This window comes from Bradyrhizobium tropiciagri, from assembly GCF_001189845.1.
Lineage (GTDB): Bacteria > Pseudomonadota > Alphaproteobacteria > Rhizobiales > Xanthobacteraceae > Bradyrhizobium > Bradyrhizobium tropiciagri.
The window spans coordinates 12,882-37,489 of the sequence record NZ_LFLZ01000082.1 but is presented as its reverse complement, the minus strand read 5'-3'; the positions used below and the strand labels follow the sequence as shown (position 1 = coordinate 37,489).

Genomic DNA, 24,608 nt, shown 5'->3' with positions numbered 1-24,608 from the left:
CGCCAGGATGACGAATTGAGAGCGCCCTGCGCGCAAGGCGGGCCAATCATCCGGAACAAGCCTTCGCCTCACGACAGCTTCCTTCGGCTGCGCACGCGCAGTTGCTCGTCGGCCTCCAGGCGGGTCATCGCGAGCAGATGGTCCAGGACTTCGAATTTGTGGCGCTGGGCGAGTTTGGCGAGTTCGGACGCTGCGGCTGCGATCAGGACCAGGGCGTCATCCGGGCCGCCCTCCCCACCTGTCTCGTCGCTTGCCGGTCGCCGCCGGCCGGACGGCTTGCCCTTCCGGCCGCCCCCTATGCTGCTCAAAAGGCCTAATCCGATTCCCACCCCATATATAAAGAGATACGCCCTTTCCGGGCGCAACTCTAGGACGCATTTTTCAACCTTTGAGATAGGAACTCCACAGTTTGAGCCCCACCTTCAATATCTGGCGATTTGACACCGACCGCCCCAGCACCCATGTTCGCCCCGACACGGCGAGCCGCGAGTCTAGCGGAACCAGCCTTCAAGTTTTCCCGTAAGCTATTGGAATGACATGAATATCGTCATTGTGGAGTCGCCGGCCAAGGCCAAGACGATCAACAAATATCTGGGGTCCTCCTACGAGGTCCTGGCGTCGTTCGGCCATGTTCGCGACCTCCCGGCCAAGAACGGTTCCGTCGATCCGGACGCCAATTTCCAGATGATCTGGGAGGTCGACGCCAAGGCCGCGAGCCGGCTCAACGACATCGCCAAGGCGCTCAAGGGTGCCGACCGCCTGATCCTCGCAACCGACCCTGATCGCGAGGGCGAAGCGATCTCCTGGCACGTGCTGGAGGTGATGAAGGAGAAGCGCGCGCTGAAGGACCAGAAGGTCGAGCGCGTGGTGTTCAACGCCATCACCAAGCAGGCCGTCTCCGAGGCCATGAAGGCGCCGCGCCAGATCGACGGCGCGCTGGTCGACGCCTATATGGCGCGCCGCGCGCTGGACTATCTGGTCGGCTTCACCCTCTCGCCCGTGCTGTGGCGCAAGCTGCCCGGCGCTCGCTCGGCCGGCCGCGTGCAGTCGGTCGCGCTGCGGCTGGTCTGCGACCGCGAGCTCGAGATCGAGAAGTTCGTGCCGCGGGAGTATTGGTCGCTGGTCGCGACGCTGCTGACGCCGCGCGGCGAAGCCTTCGAGGCGCGTCTGGTCGGCGCCGACGGCAAGAAGATCGCGCGGCTCGACATCGGGTCCGGCGCGGAAGCCGAGGACTTCAAGAAGGCGATCGAGGCCGCGCTGTTCAAGGTCGCGACCGTCGAGGCCAAGCCGGCGCGCCGCAATCCGCAGGCGCCCTTCACCACTTCGACCCTGCAGCAGGAAGCAAGCCGCAAGCTCGGCTTCGCGCCGGCGCACACCATGCGCATCGCCCAGCGGCTCTATGAGGGCATCGACATCGGCGGCGAGACCACCGGCCTCATCACCTATATGCGAACCGACGGCGTGCAGATCGCGCCCGAGGCGATCACGCAGGCCCGCAAGGTGATCGGCGAGGACTACGGCAACGCCTACGTGCCGGATGCCCCGCGCCAGTACCAGGCCAAGGCCAAGAACGCGCAGGAAGCGCACGAAGCGATCCGCCCGACCGATCTGTCGCGCCGCCCGGCCACCATCGGCCGCCGGCTCGATGCCGATCAGGCACGGCTCTACGAATTGATCTGGAAGCGCACGATTGCGAGCCAGATGGAGTCGGCCGAGCTCGAACGCACCACCGTCGACATCGAAGCCAAGGCCGGCTCCCGCGTGCTGGAGCTGCGCGCTTCCGGCCAGGTCATCAAGTTCGACGGCTTCCTCGCGCTCTACCAGGAAAGCCGCGACGACGAAGAGGACGAGGATTCGCGCCGCCTGCCCGCGATGAGCGAGGGCGAAGCGTGAAGCGCCAGAGCCTTGCCGTCACCCAGCATTTCACCGAGCCGCCGCCGCGCTTCTCGGAAGCATCATTGGTGAAGCGGATGGAAGAGCTCGGCATTGGCCGTCCCTCGACCTACGCCTCGATCCTGCAGGTGCTGAAGGACCGCGGCTACGTCAAGCTCGAGAAGAAGCGGCTGCACGGCGAGGACAAGGGCCGCGTCGTGGTCGCGTTCCTTGAGAATTTCTTCTCGCGCTACGTCGAGTACGACTTCACCGCCGACCTCGAGGAGCAGCTCGATCGCATCTCGAACAATGAGATCGCCTGGCAGCAGGTGCTGCAGGATTTCTGGCGCGGCTTCATCGGCGCGGTCAACGACATCAAGGACCTCCGCGTCGCCGAGGTGCTCGACGCGCTCGACGAGATGCTCGGCCCGCATATCTATCCGCCGCGCGCGGATGGCGGCGATGTCAGGCAATGCCCGACCTGCGGCACCGGCCGGCTCAACCTCAAGGCCGGCAAGTTCGGCGCCTTCGTCGGCTGCTCGAACTATCCGGAATGCCGCTACACCCGCCCGCTCGCGGCCGACAGCGCCGAGAGCGCCGACCGCGTGCTCGGCACCGATCCCGACACCGGGTTCGACGTCACGGTGAAGGCGGGCCGCTTCGGCCCCTACATCCAGCTCGGCGAGCAGAAGGATTACGCCGAAGGCGAGAAGCCGAAGCGCGCGGGCATTCCGAAGGGCACCTCGCCTGCCGATGTCGATCTCGAACTGGCGCTGAAGCTGTTGTCGCTGCCGCGCGAGATCGGCAAGCATCCGGAAACCGGGCAGCCGATCACCGCCGGCCTCGGCCGGTTCGGGCCGTTCGTCAAGCACGAGAAGACCTATGCCAGCCTCGAGGCCGGCGACGAGGTGTTCGACATCGGCTTGAACCGCGCCGTCACGCTGATCGCGGAGAAGATCGCGAAGGGCCCGAGCGGCCGCCGTTTCGGCGCCGATCCCGGCAAGCCGCTCGGCGATCACCCGACGCTCGGCGCGGTCGCACTTAAGAACGGCCGCTACGGCGCCTATGTCGCGGCCGGCGGCGTCAACGCGACGATCCCGAGCGACCGCACGCCCGATGAGGTCACCCTCGCGGAAGCGATCGCACTGATCGACGAGCGCGCGGCCAAGGGCGGCGGCAAGAAGGTCAAGAAGGCGGCAAAGCCTGCCAAGGCCAAATCCGAAAAGAGGGCTGACACAGCCGACGGCGATGCCGAGGCCAAGCCCGCCAAGAAGGCTGCGAAGAAGGCCGCCGCGAAGCCGAAATCGGATGCGACCAGCAAGGCGCGCGCGCCGGTCGCTTCGGGGGCCAAGACATCGCCAGCAAAGTCATCGACGTCAGCGAAAGCGCCCGCGAAGAAGAGCGCCGGCAAGGCACGAGGATAAGTGAAACGAAAACCCGACCATGGCTTTCCGGGCCGGGACGCCATCGTCGCCTTCATCCGCGCCAATCCAGGCAAGGTCGGCACCCGCGAGATCGCGCGCGAGTTCGGCCTGAAGAACGCCGACCGCATCGAGCTGAAGCAGCTGCTGCGCGAGCTCGCCGACGACGGCACGGTCGCCAAGCGCGGCCGCAAGATCCACGAGCCGGCGGCGCTGCCGGCGACCGTGCTCGCCGACATCACTGGCCGCGACAGCGACGGCGAATTGATCGCCACCCCGGCCGAGTGGGACACCGAAGAGAACGGCACCACTCCGAAAATCCGCATCGAGACGCCGCGGCGGCCGAAACCCGGCACCATGGCCGGCGTCGGCGACCGCGCACTGCTGCGGGTCGAGGTGACCGACGAGCAAGACGGCACGCCCTATCGCGGCCGCGTCATCAAGGTGATCGACCACGGCCGCACCCGCATCCTCGGCATCTTCCGCCGCAACCCTGATGGCGGCGGGCGATTGATCCCGGTCGACAAGAAGCAGGCCGGCCGCGAGCTCAACATCGCCAAGCCGGATACCGGCGGCGCTGAGGACGGCGACCTCATCAGCGTCGACCTGATCCGCACCCGCGGCTATGGACTTGCCTCCGCCCGCGTCAAGGAACGACTCGGCTCGATTGCCAGTGAAAAGGCGATCAGCCTGATCGCGATCAACACCCACGACATCCCGCAGGTGTTCTCGTCTTCCGCGCTCCGCGAGGCCGAAGAAGCAAAACCCGCGACCCTACAGGGCCGCGAGGACTGGCGCGACGTGCCGCTCGTCACCATCGATCCGCCAGATGCGAAGGACCACGACGACGCCGTGCATGCGGAGGTCGACACCGATCCGAACAACAAGGGCGGCTTCATCGTCCATGTCGCGATCGCGGACGTCGCCTACTATGTGCGGCCCGGTTCGGCGCTCGACCGCGACGCGCTCCAGCGCGGCAACTCGGTGTACTTCCCCGATCGCGTGGTGCCGATGCTGCCCGAGCGGATCTCCAACAATCTCTGCTCGCTGGTGCCGGGCGAGCCGCGCGGCGCGCTCGCGGTGCGCATGGTGATCGGCGCCGACGGCCGCAAGCGCTCGCATACCTTCCACCGTGTGCTGATGCGCTCTGCTGCGAAGCTCGCTTACGCGCAGGCGCAGGCCGCGATCGACGGCAGGCCCGATGACACCACCGGTCCCCTGCTCGATCCGATCCTCAAGCCGCTGTGGGCGGCCTATGAGTTGGTCAGGCTCGCACGCAACGAGCGCGACCCGCTCGATCTCGATCTGCCCGAACGCAAGATCCTGCTGAAACCCGACGGCACCGTCGATCGGGTGATCGTGCCGCAGCGGCTCGACGCGCACCGGCTGATCGAGGAGTTCATGATCCTGGCCAATGTCGCCGCGGCCGAGATGCTGGAGAAGAAGGCGCTGCCGCTGATCTATCGTGTGCATGACGAGCCGAGCCAGGAGAAGGTGCAGAACCTCCAGGAATTCCTGAAGACGCTCGACCTGCCCTTCACCAAGCAGGGCGCGCTGCGTCCCGCGCAATTCAATCGCGTGCTGGCGCAGGTTGCGGGTGAGGATTACGAGCCGCTGGTCAACGAGGTGGTGCTGCGTTCGCAGGCGCAGGCCGAATACTCCGCCGAGAACTATGGCCATTTCGGCTTGAACCTGCGCCGTTACGCGCACTTCACCTCACCGATCCGCCGCTACGCCGATCTGATCGTGCATCGCGCGCTGATCCGCGCGCTCGGCCTTGGCGAAGGCGCCTTGCCGACCGACGAGAGCGTGGAGACACTGGCCGAGATCGCCGCGCAGATCTCGGTCACCGAGCGCCGCGCGATGAAGGCAGAGCGCGAGACCACCGACCGGCTGATCGCGCATTTCCTTGCCGACAAGGTCGGCGCCTCGTTCCAGGGCCGCATCTCCGGCGTGACGCGCGCCGGCCTGTTCGTCAAGCTCGACGACACCGGCGCCGATGGCCTGATCCCGATCCGCACCGTCGGCAGCGAATATTTCAACTACGATGAGACGCGTCATGCGCTGATCGGCACGCGCAGCGGCACCATGTATCGGCTCGGCGATGTCGTCGACGTACGGCTGGTCGAGGCAGCACCAGTGGCGGGCGCACTACGCTTTGAGCTATTATCCGACGGTCAGGCAATTCCGCGTGACAGAAAACGTGACGGCAAAAGAGCCGAGCGCCGCGCCGCGGGATTTGGCAATGGAAGCAGCAAGGGCCCGAAGGGATCCGGCAAGAAGGCGCACAAGGAGCGGAAGGCGCGCAACAAGAAGGACCGCAAGCCGGCGAAGTCGAAGCCCGGCAAATCGAAGCGAGGCAAGTCATGGACGTGACACCGCCGACGGTGGTCTGGACCCGCGATGCGGCCGAGTCCGAGAAGCGCGACGTGTGGAGCGCAATGAAGCGCGGGTTCCGCAGCCGTTGTCCGCGCTGCGGAAAAGGCAGACTGTTTCGCAAGTTTCTGAAATGCGACGGCCATTGCCCGGTCTGCGATCTCGATTTCTCACCGCATCGCGCCGACGATCTCCCCGCCTATCTCGTCATCGTCATTGTCGGCCATATCGTGGTACCGACCGCGCTGTGGATCGAGACCAACTATTCGCCGCCGGTGTGGCTGCAACTTGCGATCTATCTGCCGCTCACGCTGTTCGCATCGCTGGCATTGTTGCAGCCGGTGAAGGGGGCCGTGATCGGCTTGCAATGGGCCCTACGCATGCATGGCTTTGACGAGAATCCCCCTAGCGACATCCCGCCGGTCTAGCTAAACCGGACGATAAGAAGAAATGAAAGGGATGAAATGACTGAAGCTGCCGCCCCTGCCGCTGTCGTCCACCAGGGCGAAAAAGAAGCCGATCATCACGCGTATTTCCGGCCGAAGGATGCCGCGACGCTGATCCTGATCGATCGCTCCGGTGCCAAGCCGAAGGTGCTGGTCGGCAAGCGGCACGACAAGGTCGTGTTCATGCCCGGCAAATTCGTTTTCCCCGGCGGCCGCGTCGACAAGGCCGACAACCGCGTGCCGGTCGCCGCACCGATCACGCCGGAGCTCGAAGCCAATCTCCTGAAAGGCAGCCCGAAGATCACACCCGGCCGCGCGCGCGCACTCGCCAATGCGGCGATCCGCGAAGCCTGCGAAGAGACCGGGCTCTGCCTCGGCCGCAAGGTCGAGAAGGGGGCGAAGCTCGACGGCCCGTGGGCGCCGTTCGCCGACGCGGGTCTCTTGCCTGATCCGTCCGGCCTGTTCCTGATCGCGCGCGCGATCACCCCGCCCGGCCGCGTCCGCCGCTTCGACACCCGCTTCTTCACAGCGGATGCCTCGACCATCGCGCATCGCGTCGAAGGCGTGGTGCATGCCGATGCCGAACTGGTTGAGCTGGTCTGGGTCGAGATCGGCTCCGAGCCGCTCGCGGACGCGCATGCCATGACCAAGAACGTGCTCGCCGAGCTCGACCGCCGTCTCGCCACCGGCCCGCTCCGCCACGACGCGCCGGTGCCGTTCTTCCATTTCTACGGCGGCAAGATGCATAAGGACGTGTTGGGGGCGTAGGCCAGCCCCCGTCATTGCGAGCGAAGCGAAGCAATCCATCTCACCGCTTGCTGAACTATGGATTGCTTCGTCGCTTCTGTGCAAAATTGCTTTGCAATTTTGTCACGAGCTCCTCGCAATGACGACAGTGAAGCGACTGCGGACTTATCCTCCAGCCGCCCCTCAAATTGCAAAAATCTTCTGGCGCTGTCGGGATGGCGCGTCGCGAAACGCCTCCCTATCTGTTCCGCTAACGACATCAAGAACGGAACGGGGCAATGGCGAAGCGTCAACTCAAGCTCGGCGCATTCATGCGGCCGATCAGCATTCACACCGGCGCCTGGCGCTATCCCGGGGCCTGGCCCGACGCCAATTTCAACTTCGACCACATCAAGACGCTAATCCGGAAGCTCGAGGCCGGCAAGTTCGACGCCTTCTTCATGGCCGACCATCTGGCCGTGCTGAACATGCCGATCAATGCGCTGAAGCGCAGCCACACTGTGACGTCGTTCGAGCCGTTCACCCTGCTGTCCGCACTCTCGGCCGTCACCGAGAACATCGGCCTGATCGCGACCGGCTCGACCACCTTCGATGAGCCCTATCACGTCGCCCGGCGGTTCGCCTCGCTCGACCACATCTCCGGCGGCCGGGCGGGGTGGAATATCGTCACCACCTCCAATCCGGACGCGGCGCTGAATTTCGGCCTCGACGATCACATGGAGCACGCCGAGCGGTACAAGCGCGCCCGCGAGTTCTACGACGTCGTCACCGGCCTCTGGGATTCCTTCGCCGACGATGCGTTCGTGCGCGATGTCGAGTCCGGGCTGTTCGTCGATCCCGACAAGATGCATGTGCTCAATCACAAGGGCAAATACCTGTCGGTCCGCGGCCCCCTGAACATCGCCCGCCCCGTGCAGGGCTGGCCTGTCATCGTGCAGGCCGGCGCTTCAGACGACGGTAGGCAGCTTGCCGCCGAGACGGCGGAGGCCGTGTTCACCGGCGGCGGCAGCCTGGCCGACGGGCAGAAGCTCTATGCCGACATCAAGGGCCGCATGGAGAAGGTCGGCCGCGATCCCGAGCATCTGAAGATCCTGCCCGGCGCCTTCGTCGTGGTCGGCGACAGCGTCGAGGAAGCCAAGGAGAAGCGCGCGCTGCTCGACAGCCGCGTGCATTACGACAGCGCGATCGCCTCACTCTCGGTAATCCTCGGCACCGATGCGTCCGGCTTCGATCCCGACGGGCAATTGCCGCCGATCCCCGAGACCAACGCCAGCAAGAGCGGGCGGCAGCGCCTCGTCGAGGTCGCCGCGCGCGACAAGCTCACCGTGCGCCAGCTCGCCCAGCGCGTCGGCGGCTATGGCGGGCTCGCCTTCGTCGGCACGCCGCAGACCATCGCCGACCAGATGGAGGAATGGCTTGAGGGGCGCGGCAGCGACGGCTTCAACATCATGTTCCCCTATCTGCCGCAGGGCCTGTTCGAGTTCGTCGACAAGGTCGTCCCGGAATTGCAGAAGCGCGGAATCTTCCGCAAGGAGTATGAAGGGCGGACGTTGCGCGAAAATCTGGGCCTGCCGCGGCCGAAAAACCAGTTCTTCGAGGACTAATTGGCCGGAATCGGGATGATTTCGGCCCGGAAATCCTTGACTTTGAGCGGTTTGTGGCTAGTTTCCGGGCCAAACGCGGGCCGATTTGGCCGGCTCCCGATACCCCTTCATTTTCGAGGATTTGCATATGGCCAAAGCGGTCACCATCAAGGTCAAGCTCGTGTCGACGGCCGATACCGGCTTCTATTACGTCGCCAAGAAGAATTCGCGCACCATGACCGACAAGCTGGTCAAGAAGAAGTACGACCCGGTCGCGCGCAAGCACGTCGAGTTCAAGGAAGCCAAGATCAAGTAAGATCGCCTGCTTCCAACGTTTCAAACGGGGCCCTCGCGGCCCCGTTTTTGCTTTGTGGCCTGGCGTCGTCCCTCATGTCTTTCGGGCAAGTCCCGGGCGCAGGGCTCACATGATCGCAAGCTTGGACGAGGGAAACGTCGGCGGCTACTCGGTCGCCTATGGCCGCGAGGACATCTACTTTCCGGTCTATGTCACCGCCGCGCTTGCCGCCGTCTTCCTGACCGCGACGTGGATCACGGGTGCGATCTATTGGCTGGCGCTGGCGGCGGCCGCCGCGGGCTTCACCTACTACAACATCCCCCTGCTGGAGGCCGGTCGTCCGACCATCGGGGCCAACCAGTACGGCATCTTCATCCAGGCCTTCGGGCTGATCCGCTGGCGCGCGATCACGCAGATCGACCTCGTCGAGATCGCAGAGCGCGCGATGACCGTCCACGAATTGCAGATCGTGCTCAACGGACCACTCGGCAGCGCGCTGGTGGCTGATTGGCGCAAGCGGCCCGCCTATCGGCTGCTGATGCGCTTGCCGTGGCGCATGGACCATCGCGGCGTGGTCCGCGTCAATCTCGAGCCGTTCGACCGGACGCCCGACGAGATCCACCGGACGTTCCTCAGGATGTGGCGCTACTATCGCAGCTAAAGCGCGATGAGATTTGGTTGAATCGTCATCGCGCTCCAGCTCGTTGTCTGAGCATGATCTTTTCGGAAAGCCGCTTTCGCACTTTTCCGGATCAGGCTCTAGCGGCCGCCAAACGCCTCATCAGGCAGATGCGCATCGGCGATGCGTGCATCCGGATTGTGTGTGATGGTCATGAACCAAACGAGGCTGAAGAACAGCGACCACGCTGTGTTCCAATAGAACCAGTTCATCGGATCACCTCGAACAGCTTTGATCCGTGCCAGCCGGCAACGATCGCCGGCCGGCGCGGAATGCCGCCAAGTCTACTGCACGACCTCGCCGTGCAGCGCCAGATCCAACCCTTCGCGCTCGATGTCGCGCGTCACGCGAAGCCCGACGAAGAGATTGATCACGAACAGGATGATCAGGCTCACGACGGCATCATACACGAAAACCGTCGCGACGCCGATGCATTGATTGAGGAACTGCCCGGCATTCCCCTCCAGAACGCCAGCCGTTCCACCATACTGCTCGACCGCGAACACGCCGGTCAGCAGCGCCCCGACGATGCCGCCGAGGGCATGAACGCCGAAGCAGTCCAGCGCGTCATCGTAGCTGAACATGCGCTTCAAGCCGGTGCATCCCCAGTAGCAGCAGACGCCGGCGGCGATGCCGATCGCGAAGGCGCCGACCGGCCCGACGAAACCGGAGGCCGGCGTGATCGCCACGAGACCCGCAACGGCGCCCGAGCAGATGCCGACGACGGTCGGCTTGCCCTTCAATGCCCACTCCACCAGCATCCAGGTGAAGCCCGCCACCGCCGTGGCGATCTGCGTCACCAGCATCGCCATGCCCGCCTGCATTCCGGCGGTGACGGCGGAGCCGGCGTTGAAGCCGAACCAGCCGACCCACAGCAGCGAGGCACCGATGAAGGTCAGCACCATGTTGTGCGCCGGCCCCGTCTCGACGCGCTTGCCGAGCATGATCGCGCACATCAGGCCGGCCACGCCGGCATTGATGTGCACGACGGTGCCGCCGGCGAAATCGAGAACCTTGACATACGCGGCGTCATTCCCCGCGGAGAAGATGCCGTCGGGTCCCCAGACCCAATGCGCGATCGGCGCATAGACGAAGATCGCCCACAGCCCGATGAACCAGAGCATCGCCGAGAATTTCATCCGCTCGGCAAACGCACCGGCGATCAGCGCCGGCGTGATGATGGCGAACGTCATCTGGAAGCAGATGTAGACGGCCTCGGGGATGGTCGCGGCGAGCGGATTGGGATTGCCGATGCCACCCTTGCCGATGTCGCTCAGGATGTCCTTGAGGAACATGCGATCGAGACCGCCGATGAACGGCGTGCCGGCACGAAACGCCAGGCTGTAGGTCAGGACGGCAAACAGGATCGTGACCAGGCAGGTCACGGCGAAACTGGTCATCACGGTATCGCCGACATTCTTCTTGCGCACCATGCCGCCGTAGAACAGGCCGAGCCCCGGCACCGTCATCATCAGGACGAGCGCGACTGACGTGAGCATCCAGGCGGTGTCGCCGGAATTCGGCGTGCACTTCTCGAGGATCTTGCCGCCGCAGGCCGGCGGCGCCGCCGCATCCTCAGCCAGCGCAATGTCACTGAACAGCAGGCAAAGAAGCGCCACTCCCAGCAACGCAACCACGATTCTCACGAGCTTCGGGCGCGTGTATGTCGCAGACTCCATCATCGTCCTCCCATCACAAGAAATGCAGGTGTTCGGAACCGGCGCGGCGCGTTCGAAGTGCGAACGCCGAAAGACAGCGCGTTCTCGGCTGTCGGGATCTCTCGAAGTGCCGTGCGGCGGGTCGCGGGATGCAGCGAAGACGCAGCGGCGTCGGGCCGGGCGCGAGGCACGAGGGCGTCCTGCTCGGCGGCGCGGCGATGGCCGTGGTGCGCGGATGGCTGGTGAATGACGGCGACTAGCCTCATCGCGGCCAGCCCTTCCCATGGGTCCCCAGGCCGGAAACCGCTGCAGCGGCTTCCGGCACGATTTCTAGCCAAATTCAATCAAGATTCGTGCCACCGGCGCGTGCCGAGCAACACGTTGAAGACACAGCAAATTCAATCCATGCGCGGAACGGCTTCGCGCTCCACTGCACGTTCTCGCAGCAAGTGATTGCTGTAAAAACAGGCAGCGTTCGACGACTGCCCTCGTATGGGGCAGTCGCCGTTTGCCGGGATCGGAAGCTTACGCGGCCTTGAGCAGCGGCGGCTGCGCCGGCCGGATCAGCGCGAAGGCAAGCTGGATGATGCCGCCGGCAAGTCCGAGCGCGACGCCGATGCGCCAGGCCATGGTGTAGGAGCCGAGCGAGTCGTAGATCACCCCTCCTCCATAAGCACCGAGGAAGCTGCCAACCTGGTGGCTCATGAAGGCAAGGCCCTGGATCATCGCCTGCCAGCGCAGCCCGAACATCTCGGCCACCGCGCCCGCAACCAGCGGACCGACGCCCATCCAGAGGAAGCCCATGATGGCGCCGAACAACAGCGTCGAGCCCGGCGTTGCCGGCAGCATGAAGTACCAGGCAAGCGCCAGCGAGCGCAGGATGTAGATGCCGCCGAGCAGTGCGAGCTTGTTCCAGCGCTGGCCGGCCCAGCCGAAGAACAGCGAGCCCAGCACGTTGAAGCCGCCGATCATGCCGAGCGTCTGCGCGCTCAGCATCGGATCGAGCCCGCAGATCGCCAGATACGACGGCAGATGCGTGGTCAGGAACACGAGCTGCATGCCGCAGACCATGTAGGCGCAGGTCATCACCACGAACGACGCGTTGCCGAACGCGGTCTTCGCCGCGGTCGCGGCCGTGGCGTTGCCGATGTCGTCGCCGGCCGGCTTCGGCAGCGGAATCTTGTCGACGCGGCCGGCGTACAAGGCCGCCGGAATCATGAACATCGAGAGGATGACGAAGCCGGCAAGCCCGACGCGCCAGCCGAACCCTTCATTGAGCATCTGGCCGATCGGTGCCGACAGCAGCGCACCGAGCGAGCCAGCGGCGGAGACCATGCCGAGCACGGTCGAACGCACCGTCTCAGGCACCGCGCGCGCCGCGACCGACATGGCGATCGCATTCGCGGTGCAGGCGAGCGAAAGGCCGATCAGCACACCGGCGCCGATCATGATGCTGACGAGGCCATGCGCCGTCGTCATCAACACGAGACCCGCGATGTAGGCCAGCGCACCGACCACCATGATCGGGCGGAAGCCGTAACGCACCGTCATCGCGCCCGCGAACGGCTGCAGGAAGCCCCAAGCGAGGTTCTGCACCGCCAGCGCCAGCGTGAAATGAGACACCGAGATGCCGATGTCGTGCGTCAGCGGCTGCATGAAGATGCCGAGGCTCTGCCGCAGCCCCATGCTCAGCGTGAGCATGATGGAGGCGCCGATCAGAATGGGAAGCGTGGGACGCAGGACCTGCAACAGGGGCATTGTTCTTGTTCTCCCAACGGGGCACGACACGAGTGTCGCAGCCTGCGAATCTCGCTTATTTTAGGTACACAGACCTGTGTAATTAGGCTATACGGAGGCGGTGCTGTCAAGCGATGAGGATCACGGCCGGCGCATGGCTTCCCCGCCTCCCAAACAGACCATGAAAGAGCGGATCCTGGAGACCGCCGACAGACTGTTTTACCTGCGGGGCATTCGCGCGATCGGCGTCGACACCATCGCGGCCGAGATCGGCATCAGCAAGCGCACGCTCTACAATCACTTCCCCTCGAAGGACGCGCTGATCGAGGCCTATCTGCAGCACCGCTTCGTGCAGCCCCGCCCCTCCGACAAGCCGCCGGCCGAGCAGATTCTCGCAACCTTCGATTCGCTGGAGCGGCGCTTCGCGGCGAAGGATTTTCGTGGCTGTCCGTTCGTGAACGCGGTGGCCGAGCTCGGACCGGAGGACGAGGACCGTACCTTCAGAAATATCGCGGTTGCCTTCAAGGAAAGCCGCCGGATCTGGTTTCGCGATCTGCTCCGCCAGCTCGGCGTCGCCGATGCCGAGGGACTTGCGACCCAGCTCACGCTGCTGGTCGACGGCTCGATCGCACAGGACCTGGTGCGCGACGATCCGGCGATGGCGCGCGCGGCCAGGGAAGCGGCGCGTGTGCTGCTGGCCAACGCAGGCGTCAAGGTCGCAAGCTCCACAGACAAGAAGCGCGGCGGATAAATCCGGTTGCGCAAACAGGTTCCGTTTGGTTGGTAGCGCGGACCACGCGCGACGGCCCGAGCGGATATTCCGTCACGCGAGATGGCCGACGACCGCGCGAACGGCGCGGCGCAACCGGGGAACGACCATGGAAGATCTGAAGGTGACGGCTACCGGCTACGATTTCGCGCCGGCGCGCGCCGCCATGCAGCGCTACATCGACAACAATCTCCTGTCCGGCATCTCGTCTGCGGTGATGGTGGGTCGCGACCTCGTCGAGGTCTCCTGCGTCGGCTGGGCCGACAAGGAAGCGCAGATCCCGCTGCGCACCGACCATATCTTCCGGGCGTTCTCCAACACCAAGCTGATCACCTCCTGCGCCGCGCTGCTGCTGTTCGAGGAAGGCCGCTTCCGGCTCGACGATCCGATCGAGACCTACATCCCGCAGCTCGGAAACCGGAAGGTGTTGTGGCCGGGTGCGACGTCGATCGACGACACCGAGCCGGCGCGGAGCTCGATCACCATCCGCCAATTGCTGAGTCACAGCGCCGGTTTGAGCTACGGCTTCTTCGATCCCGGCACCGTCATCTTCAAGGCGCTCAACGAGCGCGGCGTGCACAATCCCAAGACGACCCTGGCTCAGATGGTGGATGTGCTGGCCGGTCTGCCGCTGATCTACCAGCCGGGCACGTCGTGGGAATACTCGCTCGCGATCGACGTGGTGGCGCGCCTCGTCGAGGTGGTTAGCGGCCAGAGCTTCGACAGATTCATCAAGGCGCGCATCCTCGATCCGCTCGGCATGGTCGATACCGGCTTCGTTGTGCCCGAGCAGGATCAGGGCCGCCTTGTCGCGTATTACGCGGGCGCTGATCTCATGGAGCCGATGAAGCCGGGCCTCACCCGCACCGACAATGCGCCCTTCCCCGGCGCCTATCTGCGCCCCGTCGCGCGGCTCAACGGCGGCGGCGGCCTGGTCTCGACGCTGCCCGACATGGTCGCATTGATCCGCAGCCTGCTGCCGGGCGGACCGACGCTGCTGAAGCCGGATACGATTGCAGCGATGATGTCCAACCAATTGCCCGACGGACAATGGATCCGCTTCGCGATGATGGGCGAGCAGCCCGGCAAGGCGCATGGACTGGCCGGTGGCCTGATCCTCAACCCTTCGCCGATCGATCATCCCGATGCCGCCGGCGAGTTCTACTGGGGCGGCGTCGCCGGCACGCAGTGGTGGATCTCGCCCAGAAAGGGCATCGCCGGCGTGGTGATGGCGCAGCGCCAGATGGCGTTCGTCCATCCGTTCTCGTTCGAGTTCAAGCGGATGGCCTATGACGCGGTGAAGCGCGGACGCTAGTGCAGCTTGGTAGCCCGGATGCAGCGCAGCGCAATCCGGGACGGTCGTGCAAATGGCGCGAAATCCCGGATTGCGCTTCGCTGCATCCGAGCTACGCGATGCGGCTAAGCCGCCGCCGAAACCACGCGGTTGCGGCCGTCGTGCTTGGCGCGATAGAGCGCAGTGTCGGCGCGCTTCAGCACGTCGGAGACCGGCTCGCCCTTGCGCTCCAGCGTGGTGAGACCGATCGAGATCGTGACCGTGATCCGCTTGCCGCCCTTGTCGACGGCAAAGGGCTCGCCCGCGATCGAGCGGCGCAGCCGCTCGGCGACCATGCCGGCGACATGCAGATCGGTCTCCGGCATCACGATCACAAACTCCTCGCCGCCATAGCGGCAGGCGAGATCGATGCCGCGGATCGACTTGCGGATGCGGACGGCGAATTCGCGCAGCACGTCGTCGCCGGCATCGTGGCCGTAGGTGTCGTTGATCGCCTTGAAGTAATCGATGTCGAGGATCATCAGCGCCAGCGGCTTGCCGCGGATCGAGGCCTGCTCCGCAAGCGTCGCGAGATGGCTCTCCATGTAGCGCCGGTTGTTGAGGCCGGTCAGCGCGTCCGTGATCGCCATCTCGATCGAATTCTGCACATTGTCGCGCAGATGATCGGTGTAGCGGCGGCGGCGGATCTGGGTGCGCGCCCGCGCCAGCAATTCGTTCTTGTCGACCGGACGCAGCAGATAGTCGTTGACGCCGATCTCGAGCCCGCGCATCAGCCGCGTGTTGTTGTCGGCATCCGAGATCGCAAGGATCGGCACCTGACGCGTCCGCTCCAGCGAGCGGGCTTGGCTGCACAGCCGCAGGCCGTCGAAATTGTCGAGGCTGAGCGACACGATCAGCAGGTCGTAATTGCCCTCGGCAGCATGGAACAGCGCTTCAGACGGATTGGACTCGACGTCGACGGTGTGTTCGGCGGAGAGGATCGGCGCCAGCTTCTCGTAGGACGACGGCCGGTCGTCGACCAAGAGGATGCGGCCGCCGGTACCACGATCCGCGATCGCGCTGCGCTCGGGCGCCTGCATGCCGATCTCGAGCGAGGTGATGGCGCGCATGCGCAGCTCATCGGTCATCATCTTCAGCCGCGTCAGCGAGCGCACGCGCGCGATCAGCACGACGTCGGACACCGGCTTGGTGAGGAAATCGTCGGCGCCGGCTTCAAGCCCGCGCACGCGATCGGCCGGGCTGTCGAGCGCGGTGACGATGACGACGGGGATGAAATGGGTCGCCGGATTCGACTTCAAGCGGCGGCAGACCTCGAAGCCGTCCATATCAGGCATCATGACGTCGAGCAGGATGATGTCGCATTCCGCGCGCGCGCAGATGTCCAGCGCTTCGGTCCCGTTGGAAGCGGTCAGCACATCGAAATATTCGGCCGACAGGCGGGCTTCCAACAGCTTGACGTTCGCCGGAACGTCATCGACGACGAGGATACGCGCGGACATTGCACCACAACTCCCCTATCCGATAAAGCGTCGGACGGTCTCAATAAATTTGCCGACCGAGATCGGCTTGGACAAATAGGCTTCGCAGCCGCCTTCGCGGATGCGCTCTTCGTCGCCCTTCATGGCGAAGGCGGTGACCGCGACCACCGGAATCGTGCGCAGATCGGGATCGTCCTTGATCCAGCGCGTGACCTCGAGGCCGGAAACCTGAGGCAGTTGAATATCCATCAAAATGAGATCGGGGCGCAGCTTGCGGACGAGATCGAGCGCTTCGAAGCCATTGCTGGTGCCCGAAGTCTGATAGCCATGCGCTTCCAACAGATCGCGAAAGAGCTTCATGTTGAGCTCATTGTCCTCCACGATCAGGACGGTTTTGGCCATCCCGTCCCTCCCAAACCCAGGAGACGGGCCCGGCTGCGGCACCTCACGCGCCGCGCTCGGGACGCGTCGAAAATGTGAATTCAAACTAGCGCCAGAATCGCTCTAACCCGTTAACCCGTTAGTCCAACTTCCGCAGCGTGGTTTCCGTTGCTTGAACACACGCGGAAGACTCGGGCATGATGGGCCTCTCAATAGAGACCATAAGTTAACGGAAAGGCAAACCGGCGCGTTGAAAAAGCCTGTTCACAACCCCCGGGAAGTTGCTGAAATCGTTGCGATTCAGGCGCTCGGCTTTATTGCCGGCGATCCCGAACGGCTGGGCTTGTTCCTGGCCGAAACCGGAATCGGTCCAGAGACGCTGCGGAACGCAGCATCCAATCCTCAATTTCTTGCGAGCGTGCTCGATTTCGTGATGCGCGACGACGCCACCGTGAAGGCGTTCGCCGCGGCCTCCGAACTGCACCCGACCAACATCGCCGCCGCCCACCAGGTGCTGGGCGACCCGAAATGGGAGCGCGACGTGCCGTGACGACGGCGGCGGCAGCTCCCGACGGCCCCCTCAGTTTCTGCCGGGACTGCCTCGGCGATCTCGATATCAAGGTGAAGCGATGCAGCCATTGCGGTTCGCCGCGGCTGGTGCGTCACCGCACCCTGCCCGCGCTGGCGCTGGCCCATATCGACTGCGACGCGTTCTACGCCACCGTCGAGAAGCGCGACAATCCTGACATCGCCGACCGCCCCGTCATCATCGGTGGCGGCAAGCGCGGCGTCGTGTCGGCCGCCTGCTACATCGCCCGCACCTACGGCGTCCGCTCGGCGATGCCGATGTTCAAGGCGCTGGAACTCTGCCCGGACGCGACCGTGATCCCGCCCGACATGGCGAAATATGTCCGGGTCGGGCGCGAGGTGCGCCAGGCGATGCAGGCGCTGACGCCGCTGGTCGAGCCGCTGTCGATCGACGAGGCGTTCCTCGATCTCGCCGGCACGCAGCGTGTCCACGGCATGATCCCGGCCAAGGTGCTCGCCAGATTCGCCCGCGAGGTCGAGCGCGATATCGGCATCACGGTGTCGGTCGGGCTGTCCTGCAACAAGTTCCTCGCCAAGATCGCCTCCGATCTCGACAAGCCGAGGGGCTACGCCACGCTCGACCAGGACGAGGCGCGCGAGATGCTGGCCAGCAAGCCGGTCGGCTTCATCTACGGCGTTGGCCCGGCGACGCAGGAGAAGCTGGTGCAACGCGGGTTCCGCGTCATCGCCGACCTGCAGCGCGCCGACGAGAACGAACTGATGAAGCAGTTTGCGAGCGAAGGCCGCAGGCTGTGGCGGCTGGCGCGCGGCATCGACGACCGCAGCGTGGTGCCCGATCGCGGCGCCAAGACGATCTCGAGCGAGACCACCTTCGAAACCGACATCCGCGATTTTGCAATCCTGGAAAAACTGCTCTGGAAGCTGTCGGAGAAGACCTCGGCGCGGCTGAAGAGCAGCGACCTCTCAGGCTGCACCATCACGTTGAAGCTGAAGACCGCCGACTTCCGCCAACGCACCCGCTCGCAATCGATCCAGACCCCGACCCAATTGGCCGCAAAGATCTTTGCGGTGACGCGCGAGATGCTGGCCAGGGAGATCGACGGCACCGCCTTCCGCCTGATGGGCGCCGGCGTCAGCGCGTTGCGCCCGGGCTCGCAGGCCAACGATTCCGACATGCTCGACCGCCGCTCGGCGCACGCCGAACGCGCGATGGACAATCTGCGCAAGAAATTCGGCAACGCCGCCGTGATCCGGGGCATTGCGTATGAGGGACCGCAGAAGAACGCGGAAGACTAGGAGCTACTCCAACTCCCGTTGGCTTCGTCATTGCGAGCGAAGCGAAGCAATCCATGCTTCAGCATATGCGGAACGATGGATTGCTTCGTCGCTTCGCTCCTCGCAATGACGGGGAGGCACTGCCGTCAATCCGCGACCGCGATCGCCTCGATCTCGATCAGCCATTCCGGGGCCGCGAGCGCGGTGACGCCGACGAGCGTAGAGGCCGGCGGCTCCATGCCCTCGAAGAACGCCGAGCGCGCCTTGCCGATGATCGGGCGCAACTCAGGCTTGTAGCCGACGACGAAGGTCGTGATCTTGACGATGTTGGAATAGCTGGCACCGGCGGCCTTCAGCGCCATGCCGAGGTTCTGCATCACCTGCGTCGTCTGCGCGGCGAGATCGCCGACGCCGACCACCCGGCCCTCTTCGTCAGTCGACACCTGTCCCGAAATGTAGATCGTGCGCGCGCCCGATGCGACGACGACGTGGGAGTAAGCCGGATTGTGATGCAGGCCGCTGGGGCGAAGATGATCGAGCTTGCTCATGATGTGCCTCCCTGACACGCGTGTTTCGGGAAGCGTACTCGTGTCCAACTCATTCGACCAGCGCAGTCTCACCGGGCACTATGATCTTGCTCCGCTGTCGTCCCTGCGAAAGCACTAGTGCATGCACACATCTTCTGGAGTCTTCTCAAGGACTTGGCTGAAGAACGCAGAGAAATGACGACGTTTAGCTAAGCTGCGCTCGCGAACTTTGGTCATCGCCCCACATCCAAGTCCTTGATTAAGAGTCGATTCTTCGATCGGAAAAGATGTGTGCATGCCCTAGTGCGAAAGCAGGGACCCATAACCACAGGATCGTGTTGCGGCACGACGCTGGGGCCACAGCCCGCGTAACAACTCAACCCTGTGGTTATGGTCCCGGGTCGCGCTTCCGCCTTCGCTCGTTGAGCTACGGCGGACAAGTCGCTTGCCCGAGACGACGTCGAGTGCGTGGCTACAGCCAGCCCCTCACTTGCAGGGCTTGGAATCCCTGACGTCGAACTTGTCCAGCGCGCCGGAGATCACGAAATCGTTGTAATCCAGCACCAGCGCGCGGGAGACGCCGTTTTCGTAGAGCTCGAACGACATCGCGTAGACCGGCGTCTGCTCACCATCCTTGGCCCGCGCGTCGCTGTCATAATAGCTCACCGTCACCGGCCAGCGCGTCATGGTCTTCATCGCATCGCTCGCCGTCGACGGATCGGGCGACGACGGCGCGCGGTCGCCCGCAATCGGGCGGCCGATCACCGTCAGCGTGTTGTAGACCTTCTCGCCATTGTCGGAGCCGTCATAGACGGTCTGTTCGAGCACCGACTTGCCGTCACGGGCGGCGGCGATGATGTGCTGGATCTGCTCGGTCGGGAACACGATCTTGCCGTCGATATTGAACGTCTTCTTCACCGGCTGGGTCAGCTTCACGGTGATATGATCGCCGACCCGCTCGGCGATGCCGTCGACCGGCGACGAGTCACTGTCGTTCATCCGCGTGTCGATCTTGAAGCGGTAGCTCTTGCCCGACGCGTCCTCCCAGGACGTGGAACGCAGATCAGACAGCGTCACCTTGCCCTCGCCGCTGTCGAGCTCCGACACCTGGCGGAATTCGGAGGTGTAGCCTTCGCAGGAGTTTCCGGAGAAGTTGTAGAGGATGCGCCCGCGCGCATCGCTGACCGAATTGGAGCCGCGTGATTTCACGAGGCTCAGATCGTACAGCGCCTGATGCGCGAGAAACGGCCCGCTTGCCGCAGCAGCGGAGCCTTGAACCAGACCGGACCCTGCGGCAACGGCGATCGTGAGCACCAGGGCACGCGACGGATTCCGAAACGGAAGGTTCATGTGTTTTCCTCGAGGCAGAGATTCGGCACAATAATGACGGTGGTATTGCGCCGCAACTGGGGCAACTTTTACAAAATGGCAAGGTGCGCAGCGAAATAGCCGGCGTTTTTGGCAGTTTTCCATGCGATTTCGCACGCCGCGGCCGCCCGGCTCTCACGTGACCGTCGCTTGCAACCAGCGGCACGATGCGCGAAACAATCGAAACAAACTTGGCCCTGACCGCGTTTCAGGCTTCGTGCAATCCAATTGGGGGACAAAAGATGGCGGGTACCGTCGAACAGAAACTGGCGTCACAGGGCATCACACTTCCCGAGCCGACCTCCCCGGTCGCGAACTATGTCCCCTTCGTCCGCAGCGGAAACCTGCTGTTCATCTCCGGCCAGGTCTGTTTCAACGCCGAAGGCAAGCTGATCGCCAAGGGCAAGCTCGGGGCCGGCGTCACGCTGGAACAAGGCGTTGCCGCGGCGCAAGGCTGTGCGATCAACCTGCTGGCGCAGATCAAGGCCGCGCTCGGCGATCTCGACAAGGTCGTGCGCGTGGTGCGATTGGGCGGCTTCATCAACTCCGCACCGGATTTCTTCGACGGCCCGAAGGTGCTGAACGGCGCCTCCGACCTGATGGTCGCAGCCTTCGGCGACAAGGGCCGCCATGCCCGCACCACCGTCGGTGTCGCCTCGCTGCCCGCAGACGCCGCGGTCGAAGTCGAAGGTGTGTTCGAAGTCGCCTGATCGATGCGCGCCCCTGATTGGCTGACGAAACGGCCGGTCGCCCATCGCGGCCTGCATGATGCCGCACGCGGTGTCATCGAGAACATGCCGGCCGCGGCCACCGCCGCGGTCGCCGGTAACTTCGCCATCGAGTGCGACATCCAGCTCACCGCCGACGGCGAGGCGATGGTGCATCACGACGATGCGCTCGGCCGGCTTACCGAGGGGGCGGGCCTGCTGGCGACCAAGACGGCAGCCGAGCTGAAGGCGGTCAGGTTCAAGGACACCTCCGAGCGGATGATGACGCTCGGCGATCTCTGCGCGCTGGTCGCCGGCCGCGTCCCGCTGGTGGTCGAGGTGAAGAGCCATTTCGACGGCGACCGCAAGCTGGTAGCCCGGATGGCCGAGGTGCTCTCGTCCTATTCCGGCCCCGTTGTCGGCATGTCCTTCGATCCCGACCAGGTGCTGGCGCTGCGCGAGACCATGCCCAATTTGCCGCGCGGCATCACCGCCCAGCGCACCTACGACGACAGCTCATGGACCAAGCTGACGCCGGCCCAGCGCGACGGCATGCTGTATCTGCGCCACGGCTTCAGGACTGAGCCGCATTTCGTCGCCTTCTGGGTCAACCAGCTCCCGGCGCCGGCGCCCTGGATCGCCCGCAACGTGTTCGGGTGCCCGTTGCTGGCCTGGACGGTGCGCACGGCGGAACAGCGCGAGCGCGCGGCGCGTTTCGCCGACCAGATGATCTTCGAGGGCTTTGTGCCGGGAACCTGACATGCCACCGGCAGTCTTGAACTCGTCGCTGCGACGCACGATGTTGTCGGGAGTTGGTCGTCATCGACGATGGCGGAATGCGGAGCATGATCCGGAAGTGGAGCCAGCTGTTCCGGAAAGATCATGCTCAAAAGAGGCACCGGTCTTCACTCTCGATGGCGTCTTCTGAAATCACCCTAGAGGCTGTGGCTGACATCGGCGGCATTCCGGCCGCCGAGTGGGACGCCTGTGCCAATCCCAAGGCGGATGCGGACAGCATTCACAGCCTCGACACGCTGGCCTCGCCCGCTGCCGCAGGCGATTGCCAGACCACCGCAAGTTCGAGCTATAACCCGTTCGTTTCCCACGCCTTTTTCGCTGCCGCGGAAGCTTCCAATTCGGCGTGTGCGCGGACCGGCTGGGGGCCGCGGCATCTAGTGGCGAAGCTCGATGGCCGGATCGTCGGCGTCGTGCCCTGCTATCTGAAATCGCACTCGCAGGGCGAATACGTGTTCGATCGCGGCTGGGCCGAGGCCTATCACCGCGCCGGCGGCAGCTACTATCCGAAGCTGCAGGTCTCTGTTCCCTTCACGCCGGCGACCGGGCCGCGGCTGTTGATCCGCGACGGGGTCGACCGCGAGGTGATCGGCTCCGCGCTGGCGCGGGGCCTGCGGGCGCTCTGCAATGCCACCGAGGCCTCCTCGGTGCATGTGACATTCGCCCGCGAGGACGAGGCCAGGTTCCTCGGCGCGCACGGCTTCCTGCAGCGGACCGACCAGCAGTTCCACTGGCACAATGAAGGTTACAAGACCTTCGACGACTTTCTGGGATCGCTGAATTCACGCCACCGCAAGGGCATCAAGCGCGAGCGCCGCGAGGCTCTTGCCGCCGGGATATCAATCCACTGGCTCACCGGCTCCGACATCACCGAGGATGCGTGGGACGCGTTCTTCGAGTTCTACATGGAGACCGGCTCGCGCAAATGGGGCCGGCCGTATCTGACCCGCGAATTCTTCTCGCTGATCGGCGAGAGCATGGCCCGCGACGTTCTGCTGGTCATGGCCAAGCGCAACGGCCGCTGGATCGCGGGCGCCATCAACTTCATCGGCTCGGACACGCTGTTCGGCCGCAACTGGGGCGCAATCGAGCATCACCCATTCCTGCATTTCGAGGTCTGCTACTACCAGGCGATCGATTTCGCGGTTCAGCGCGGGCTCAAGGTGGTCGAGGCCGGCGCGCAGGGCGAGCACAAGCTGGCGCGCGGCTACCTGCCGCAGACCACCCACTCGGCGCATTTCATCGCCGACCCCGGCTGCGCCGGGCGATCGCCGATTACCTCAAGCGCGAGCGCGACTATGTCGCCGAGGTCGGCCGCGAGCTCACCGAGGCCGGCCCGTTCCGGAAGACCGTCGACGACGATGCTTGACGTTTCGGCCGCGACCTAGACATTAGAGCGTTTTCGAGCGAAGTGGATACCGCTTCGCGTGAAGAAAACGCGTCAAAACAAGAGTCTAGAGCCCCGTTCCGATTCAATCGGAACGGAATAGGCTCTAGCGCTATAAAATTGAGGAGCCGCCGCCATGCCCGCCTACGACAACAACAACCCCTTCGCAAAAATCCTGCGCGGCGAGTTTCCGTCCTACAAGGTCTACGAGAACGAGCACGTGCTCGCCTTCCTCGACATCATGCCGCGCTCGCCCGGGCACACGCTTGTCATCCCGAAGGCTCCTGCCCGCAACATCCTCGACATCACGCCTGATGATTACGCCCATGTCGCGCGCGCGGCGCACAAGATCGCCGCCGCCGGTATGAAGGCGTTTGAAGCCGACGGCATCACCGTGCAGCAATTCAATGAGCCCGCCGGCGGCCAGGTCGTGTTCCATCTCCACATGCACGTGATGCCGCGCAAGAACGGCGTCGCGCTGTTGCCGCCCGCGAGCCACAAGGAAGACGGCAAGGTGCTGGAAGCGCATGCCGCAAAGTTGATTGCGGCGCTGAAGTAGCGGCCTCTCCTCGTCATTGCGAGCGAAGCGTATGCGGAGCAATGGATTGCTTCGTCGCTCCGCTCCTCGCAATGACGGCGGAGGCGTTGAAATAAACAAGCACGAGACTGCGTAGCCCGGATGAAGCGCAGCGCAATCCGGGACTCTTTGCTGCGTGGCAAGACCGCCCCGGATTTCGCTTCGCTTCATCCGGGCTACGGCGTCGCGGCTCTCACTCCGTCTCGAAATCCCCCGCCTGCGGCGGAGCCAGCGGGGTGAACTCGCAGCGGTCGGGCTTGACGTCGATCAGCGGCGTCTCGTCGAGGCAGTCGAGGCCGCGCACCAGAATGACGTTGCCCTCGACGCCGACCAGCTTGACGATCGAGGTGCCGATCGGGTTCGGCCGCACCGGCGAGCGCAGCGAGAACGTGCCGCGGGTGTTGCCGTTGTTCTTCGGGCTCTGCAGCACGATGTCGCGACGCGACTGGTGCAGCCAGTACAGCACTTCGAGGTTCGAGTAGAAATCGACACCCTTGATCGCGGCGACCCAGGGCTCGAAAATCTCGAGCCGGCACACCGGGCCGTCATGCCGCCCCTGCCGCGGCGTCGCCAGCCGCGAGGTCCAGGGCGTGCGGATGCGGCCGATGAAGACGAGCCCGGCATCGCGCGCCGCCGGCATGTCGACGGCGACCTCGCCCTGGCGCAATTCCATTTCACGTACCATGT

At 64.6% G+C, this 24,608-nt stretch carries 22 protein-coding genes and 2 pseudogenes; 15 read left to right on the top strand and 9 right to left on the bottom strand.

Features of this window, described 5'->3' with window-relative positions; all coding sequences use genetic code 11:
• Window positions 1–68: 68 nt before the first annotated feature.
• Window positions 69–308 (bottom strand): hypothetical protein, encoded by a 240-nt coding sequence (locus tag AKN84_RS38290; protein WP_050425572.1) that lies wholly within the window; start codon window positions 306–308, stop codon window positions 69–71.
• Window positions 309–537: 229 nt separating this feature from the next.
• Between AKN84_RS38290 and topA the strand changes: the two are divergent.
• From topA to AKN84_RS38255, 7 genes and pseudogenes are all read left to right on the top strand, one after another.
• Window positions 538–3,296: pseudogene (topA, locus tag AKN84_RS38285) on the top strand (type I DNA topoisomerase).
• Complete coding sequence (gene rnr, locus AKN84_RS38280) at window positions 3,297–5,669, top strand: ribonuclease R (protein ID WP_050425571.1); 2,373 nt, start codon at window positions 3,297–3,299, stop codon at window positions 5,667–5,669.
• On the top strand, window positions 5,660–6,097 hold the full coding sequence (locus AKN84_RS38275) for a DUF983 domain-containing protein (RefSeq protein ID WP_050425570.1): 438 nt from the start codon (window positions 5,660–5,662) through the stop codon (window positions 6,095–6,097). Before rnr ends, AKN84_RS38275 begins: the two co-directional genes overlap by 10 nt.
• A gap of 36 nt (window positions 6,098–6,133) precedes the next feature.
• A complete protein-coding gene (locus AKN84_RS38270) occupies window positions 6,134–6,883 on the top strand; it encodes an NUDIX hydrolase (RefSeq protein ID WP_050425569.1) in 750 nt (249 codons plus the stop codon).
• A gap of 257 nt (window positions 6,884–7,140) precedes the next feature.
• Window positions 7,141–8,466, top strand: a complete 1,326-nt coding sequence (locus tag AKN84_RS38265) for an LLM class flavin-dependent oxidoreductase (protein WP_050425568.1) — start codon at window positions 7,141–7,143, stop codon at window positions 8,464–8,466.
• A gap of 127 nt (window positions 8,467–8,593) precedes the next feature.
• Window positions 8,594–8,761: a 50S ribosomal protein L33 gene (rpmG, locus tag AKN84_RS38260; protein ID WP_018271988.1), complete on the top strand. Its 168-nt coding sequence runs from the start codon at window positions 8,594–8,596 to the stop codon at window positions 8,759–8,761.
• Window positions 8,762–8,870: 109 nt separating this feature from the next.
• The gene (locus AKN84_RS38255; RefSeq protein WP_050425567.1) at window positions 8,871–9,401 is read left to right on the top strand and encodes a hypothetical protein; all 531 of its coding nucleotides are present in this window, start codon (window positions 8,871–8,873) and stop codon (window positions 9,399–9,401) included.
• A gap of 98 nt (window positions 9,402–9,499) precedes the next feature.
• On the opposite strand, the gene AKN84_RS49590 is transcribed toward AKN84_RS38255, so the two are convergent.
• The 3 genes from AKN84_RS49590 to AKN84_RS38245 all read right to left on the bottom strand — a co-directional run bounded on the left by AKN84_RS49590 (window position 9,500) and on the right by AKN84_RS38245 (window position 12,835).
• On the bottom strand, window positions 9,500–9,631 hold the full coding sequence (locus AKN84_RS49590) for an inositol phosphorylceramide synthase regulatory subunit KEI1 (RefSeq protein WP_244485707.1): 132 nt from the start codon (window positions 9,629–9,631) through the stop codon (window positions 9,500–9,502).
• Window positions 9,632–9,703: 72 nt separating this feature from the next.
• Window positions 9,704–11,101, bottom strand: a complete 1,398-nt coding sequence (locus AKN84_RS38250) for an ammonium transporter (RefSeq protein ID WP_050425566.1) — start codon at window positions 11,099–11,101, stop codon at window positions 9,704–9,706.
• 501 nt (window positions 11,102–11,602) lie between these two features.
• Window positions 11,603–12,835 carry an MFS transporter gene (locus tag AKN84_RS38245; RefSeq protein WP_050425565.1) on the bottom strand — a complete coding sequence of 411 codons (1,233 nt, stop codon included), beginning with the start codon at window positions 12,833–12,835 and terminating at the stop codon, window positions 11,603–11,605.
• A gap of 133 nt (window positions 12,836–12,968) precedes the next feature.
• On the opposite strand from AKN84_RS38245, the gene AKN84_RS38240 reads away from it, so the two are divergent.
• Together AKN84_RS38240 and AKN84_RS38235 are read left to right on the top strand one after the other, a co-directional pair.
• The gene (locus tag AKN84_RS38240) at window positions 12,969–13,565 is read left to right on the top strand and encodes a TetR/AcrR family transcriptional regulator (protein ID WP_050425577.1); all 597 of its coding nucleotides are present in this window, start codon (window positions 12,969–12,971) and stop codon (window positions 13,563–13,565) included.
• Between the two features lie 127 nt (window positions 13,566–13,692).
• A complete protein-coding gene (locus AKN84_RS38235) occupies window positions 13,693–14,898 on the top strand; it encodes a serine hydrolase domain-containing protein (RefSeq protein ID WP_128971528.1) in 1,206 nt (401 codons plus the stop codon).
• 104 nt (window positions 14,899–15,002) lie between these two features.
• Here the strand turns inward: AKN84_RS38235 and AKN84_RS38230 are convergent, their stop codons facing one another.
• Both AKN84_RS38230 and AKN84_RS38225 read right to left on the bottom strand, forming a co-directional pair.
• Entirely contained in the window at window positions 15,003–16,376 is a 1,374-nt protein-coding gene (locus AKN84_RS38230; protein WP_050425564.1) for a PleD family two-component system response regulator, read from the bottom strand.
• A 15-nt stretch (window positions 16,377–16,391) separates the two neighbouring features.
• The gene (locus tag AKN84_RS38225; RefSeq protein ID WP_016845968.1) at window positions 16,392–16,757 is read right to left on the bottom strand and encodes a response regulator; all 366 of its coding nucleotides are present in this window, start codon (window positions 16,755–16,757) and stop codon (window positions 16,392–16,394) included.
• Between the two features lie 229 nt (window positions 16,758–16,986).
• Between AKN84_RS38225 and AKN84_RS38220 the strand changes: the two genes are divergently transcribed.
• Both AKN84_RS38220 and AKN84_RS38215 read left to right on the top strand, forming a co-directional pair.
• Complete coding sequence (locus AKN84_RS38220; RefSeq protein WP_050425563.1) at window positions 16,987–17,286, top strand: DUF3572 domain-containing protein; 300 nt, start codon at window positions 16,987–16,989, stop codon at window positions 17,284–17,286.
• Window positions 17,265–18,581, top strand: a complete 1,317-nt coding sequence (locus tag AKN84_RS38215; protein WP_128971527.1) for a DNA polymerase IV — start codon at window positions 17,265–17,267, stop codon at window positions 18,579–18,581. The genes AKN84_RS38220 and AKN84_RS38215 overlap by 22 nt, the downstream gene beginning before the upstream one ends.
• A gap of 125 nt (window positions 18,582–18,706) precedes the next feature.
• Here the strand turns inward: AKN84_RS38215 and AKN84_RS38210 are convergent, their stop codons facing one another.
• Together AKN84_RS38210 and AKN84_RS38205 are read right to left on the bottom strand one after the other, a co-directional pair.
• Window positions 18,707–19,108: a RidA family protein gene (locus tag AKN84_RS38210; RefSeq protein ID WP_050425562.1), complete on the bottom strand. Its 402-nt coding sequence runs from the start codon at window positions 19,106–19,108 to the stop codon at window positions 18,707–18,709.
• 465 nt (window positions 19,109–19,573) lie between these two features.
• Window positions 19,574–20,437, bottom strand: a complete 864-nt coding sequence (locus AKN84_RS38205) for a cell envelope integrity EipB family protein (protein WP_050425561.1) — start codon at window positions 20,435–20,437, stop codon at window positions 19,574–19,576.
• A gap of 260 nt (window positions 20,438–20,697) precedes the next feature.
• On the opposite strand from AKN84_RS38205, the gene AKN84_RS38200 reads away from it, so the two are divergent.
• The 4 genes and pseudogenes from AKN84_RS38200 (at window position 20,698) to AKN84_RS38185 (ending at window position 23,903) form a co-directional block, all read left to right on the top strand.
• A complete protein-coding gene (locus AKN84_RS38200) occupies window positions 20,698–21,165 on the top strand; it encodes a RidA family protein (protein ID WP_050425560.1) in 468 nt (155 codons plus the stop codon).
• A 3-nt stretch (window positions 21,166–21,168) separates the two neighbouring features.
• Window positions 21,169–21,921, top strand: a complete 753-nt coding sequence (locus tag AKN84_RS38195) for a glycerophosphodiester phosphodiesterase (protein WP_050425559.1) — start codon at window positions 21,169–21,171, stop codon at window positions 21,919–21,921.
• Between the two features lie 155 nt (window positions 21,922–22,076).
• A pseudogene (locus AKN84_RS38190) lies at window positions 22,077–23,326 on the top strand (GNAT family N-acetyltransferase).
• A 154-nt stretch (window positions 23,327–23,480) separates the two neighbouring features.
• Window positions 23,481–23,903 carry an HIT family protein gene (locus tag AKN84_RS38185; RefSeq protein ID WP_050425558.1) on the top strand — a complete coding sequence of 141 codons (423 nt, stop codon included), beginning with the start codon at window positions 23,481–23,483 and terminating at the stop codon, window positions 23,901–23,903.
• Between the two features lie 211 nt (window positions 23,904–24,114).
• On the opposite strand, the gene tsaA is transcribed toward AKN84_RS38185, so the two are convergent.
• Window positions 24,115–24,606, bottom strand: coding sequence for a tRNA (N6-threonylcarbamoyladenosine(37)-N6)-methyltransferase TrmO (gene tsaA, locus AKN84_RS38180; protein WP_050425557.1), 492 nt, complete (start codon window positions 24,604–24,606; stop codon window positions 24,115–24,117).
• Between the last annotated feature and the right edge of the window lie 2 nt (window positions 24,607–24,608).

What these genes read in the sequence shown, in the direction of transcription:
- AKN84_RS38275 (WP_050425570.1), top strand. Translation starts at nt 5,660, where the DNA reads ATGGACGTGACACCGCCGACGGTGGTCTGGACCCGCGATGCGGCCGAG.
- AKN84_RS38270 (WP_050425569.1), top strand. Translation starts at nt 6,134, where the DNA reads ATGACTGAAGCTGCCGCCCCTGCCGCTGTCGTCCACCAGGGCGAAAAA.
- AKN84_RS38265 (WP_050425568.1), top strand. Translation starts at nt 7,141, where the DNA reads ATGGCGAAGCGTCAACTCAAGCTCGGCGCATTCATGCGGCCGATCAGC.
- rpmG (WP_018271988.1), top strand. Translation starts at nt 8,594, where the DNA reads ATGGCCAAAGCGGTCACCATCAAGGTCAAGCTCGTGTCGACGGCCGAT.
- AKN84_RS38255 (WP_050425567.1), top strand. Translation starts at nt 8,871, where the DNA reads ATGATCGCAAGCTTGGACGAGGGAAACGTCGGCGGCTACTCGGTCGCC.
- AKN84_RS49590 (WP_244485707.1), bottom strand. Translation starts at nt 9,631, where the DNA reads ATGAACTGGTTCTATTGGAACACAGCGTGGTCGCTGTTCTTCAGCCTC.
- AKN84_RS38250 (WP_050425566.1), bottom strand. Translation starts at nt 11,101, where the DNA reads ATGATGGAGTCTGCGACATACACGCGCCCGAAGCTCGTGAGAATCGTG.
- AKN84_RS38245 (WP_050425565.1), bottom strand. Translation starts at nt 12,835, where the DNA reads ATGCCCCTGTTGCAGGTCCTGCGTCCCACGCTTCCCATTCTGATCGGC.
- AKN84_RS38240 (WP_050425577.1), top strand. Translation starts at nt 12,969, where the DNA reads ATGGCTTCCCCGCCTCCCAAACAGACCATGAAAGAGCGGATCCTGGAG.
- AKN84_RS38235 (WP_128971528.1), top strand. Translation starts at nt 13,693, where the DNA reads ATGGAAGATCTGAAGGTGACGGCTACCGGCTACGATTTCGCGCCGGCG.
- AKN84_RS38230 (WP_050425564.1), bottom strand. Translation starts at nt 16,376, where the DNA reads ATGTCCGCGCGTATCCTCGTCGTCGATGACGTTCCGGCGAACGTCAAG.
- AKN84_RS38225 (WP_016845968.1), bottom strand. Translation starts at nt 16,757, where the DNA reads ATGGCCAAAACCGTCCTGATCGTGGAGGACAATGAGCTCAACATGAAG.
- AKN84_RS38215 (WP_128971527.1), top strand. Translation starts at nt 17,265, where the DNA reads ATGGGAGCGCGACGTGCCGTGACGACGGCGGCGGCAGCTCCCGACGGC.
- AKN84_RS38210 (WP_050425562.1), bottom strand. Translation starts at nt 19,108, where the DNA reads ATGAGCAAGCTCGATCATCTTCGCCCCAGCGGCCTGCATCACAATCCG.
- AKN84_RS38205 (WP_050425561.1), bottom strand. Translation starts at nt 20,437, where the DNA reads ATGAACCTTCCGTTTCGGAATCCGTCGCGTGCCCTGGTGCTCACGATC.
- AKN84_RS38200 (WP_050425560.1), top strand. Translation starts at nt 20,698, where the DNA reads ATGGCGGGTACCGTCGAACAGAAACTGGCGTCACAGGGCATCACACTT.
- AKN84_RS38195 (WP_050425559.1), top strand. Translation starts at nt 21,169, where the DNA reads ATGCGCGCCCCTGATTGGCTGACGAAACGGCCGGTCGCCCATCGCGGC.
- AKN84_RS38185 (WP_050425558.1), top strand. Translation starts at nt 23,481, where the DNA reads ATGCCCGCCTACGACAACAACAACCCCTTCGCAAAAATCCTGCGCGGC.
- tsaA (WP_050425557.1), bottom strand. Translation starts at nt 24,606, where the DNA reads ATGGTACGTGAAATGGAATTGCGCCAGGGCGAGGTCGCCGTCGACATG.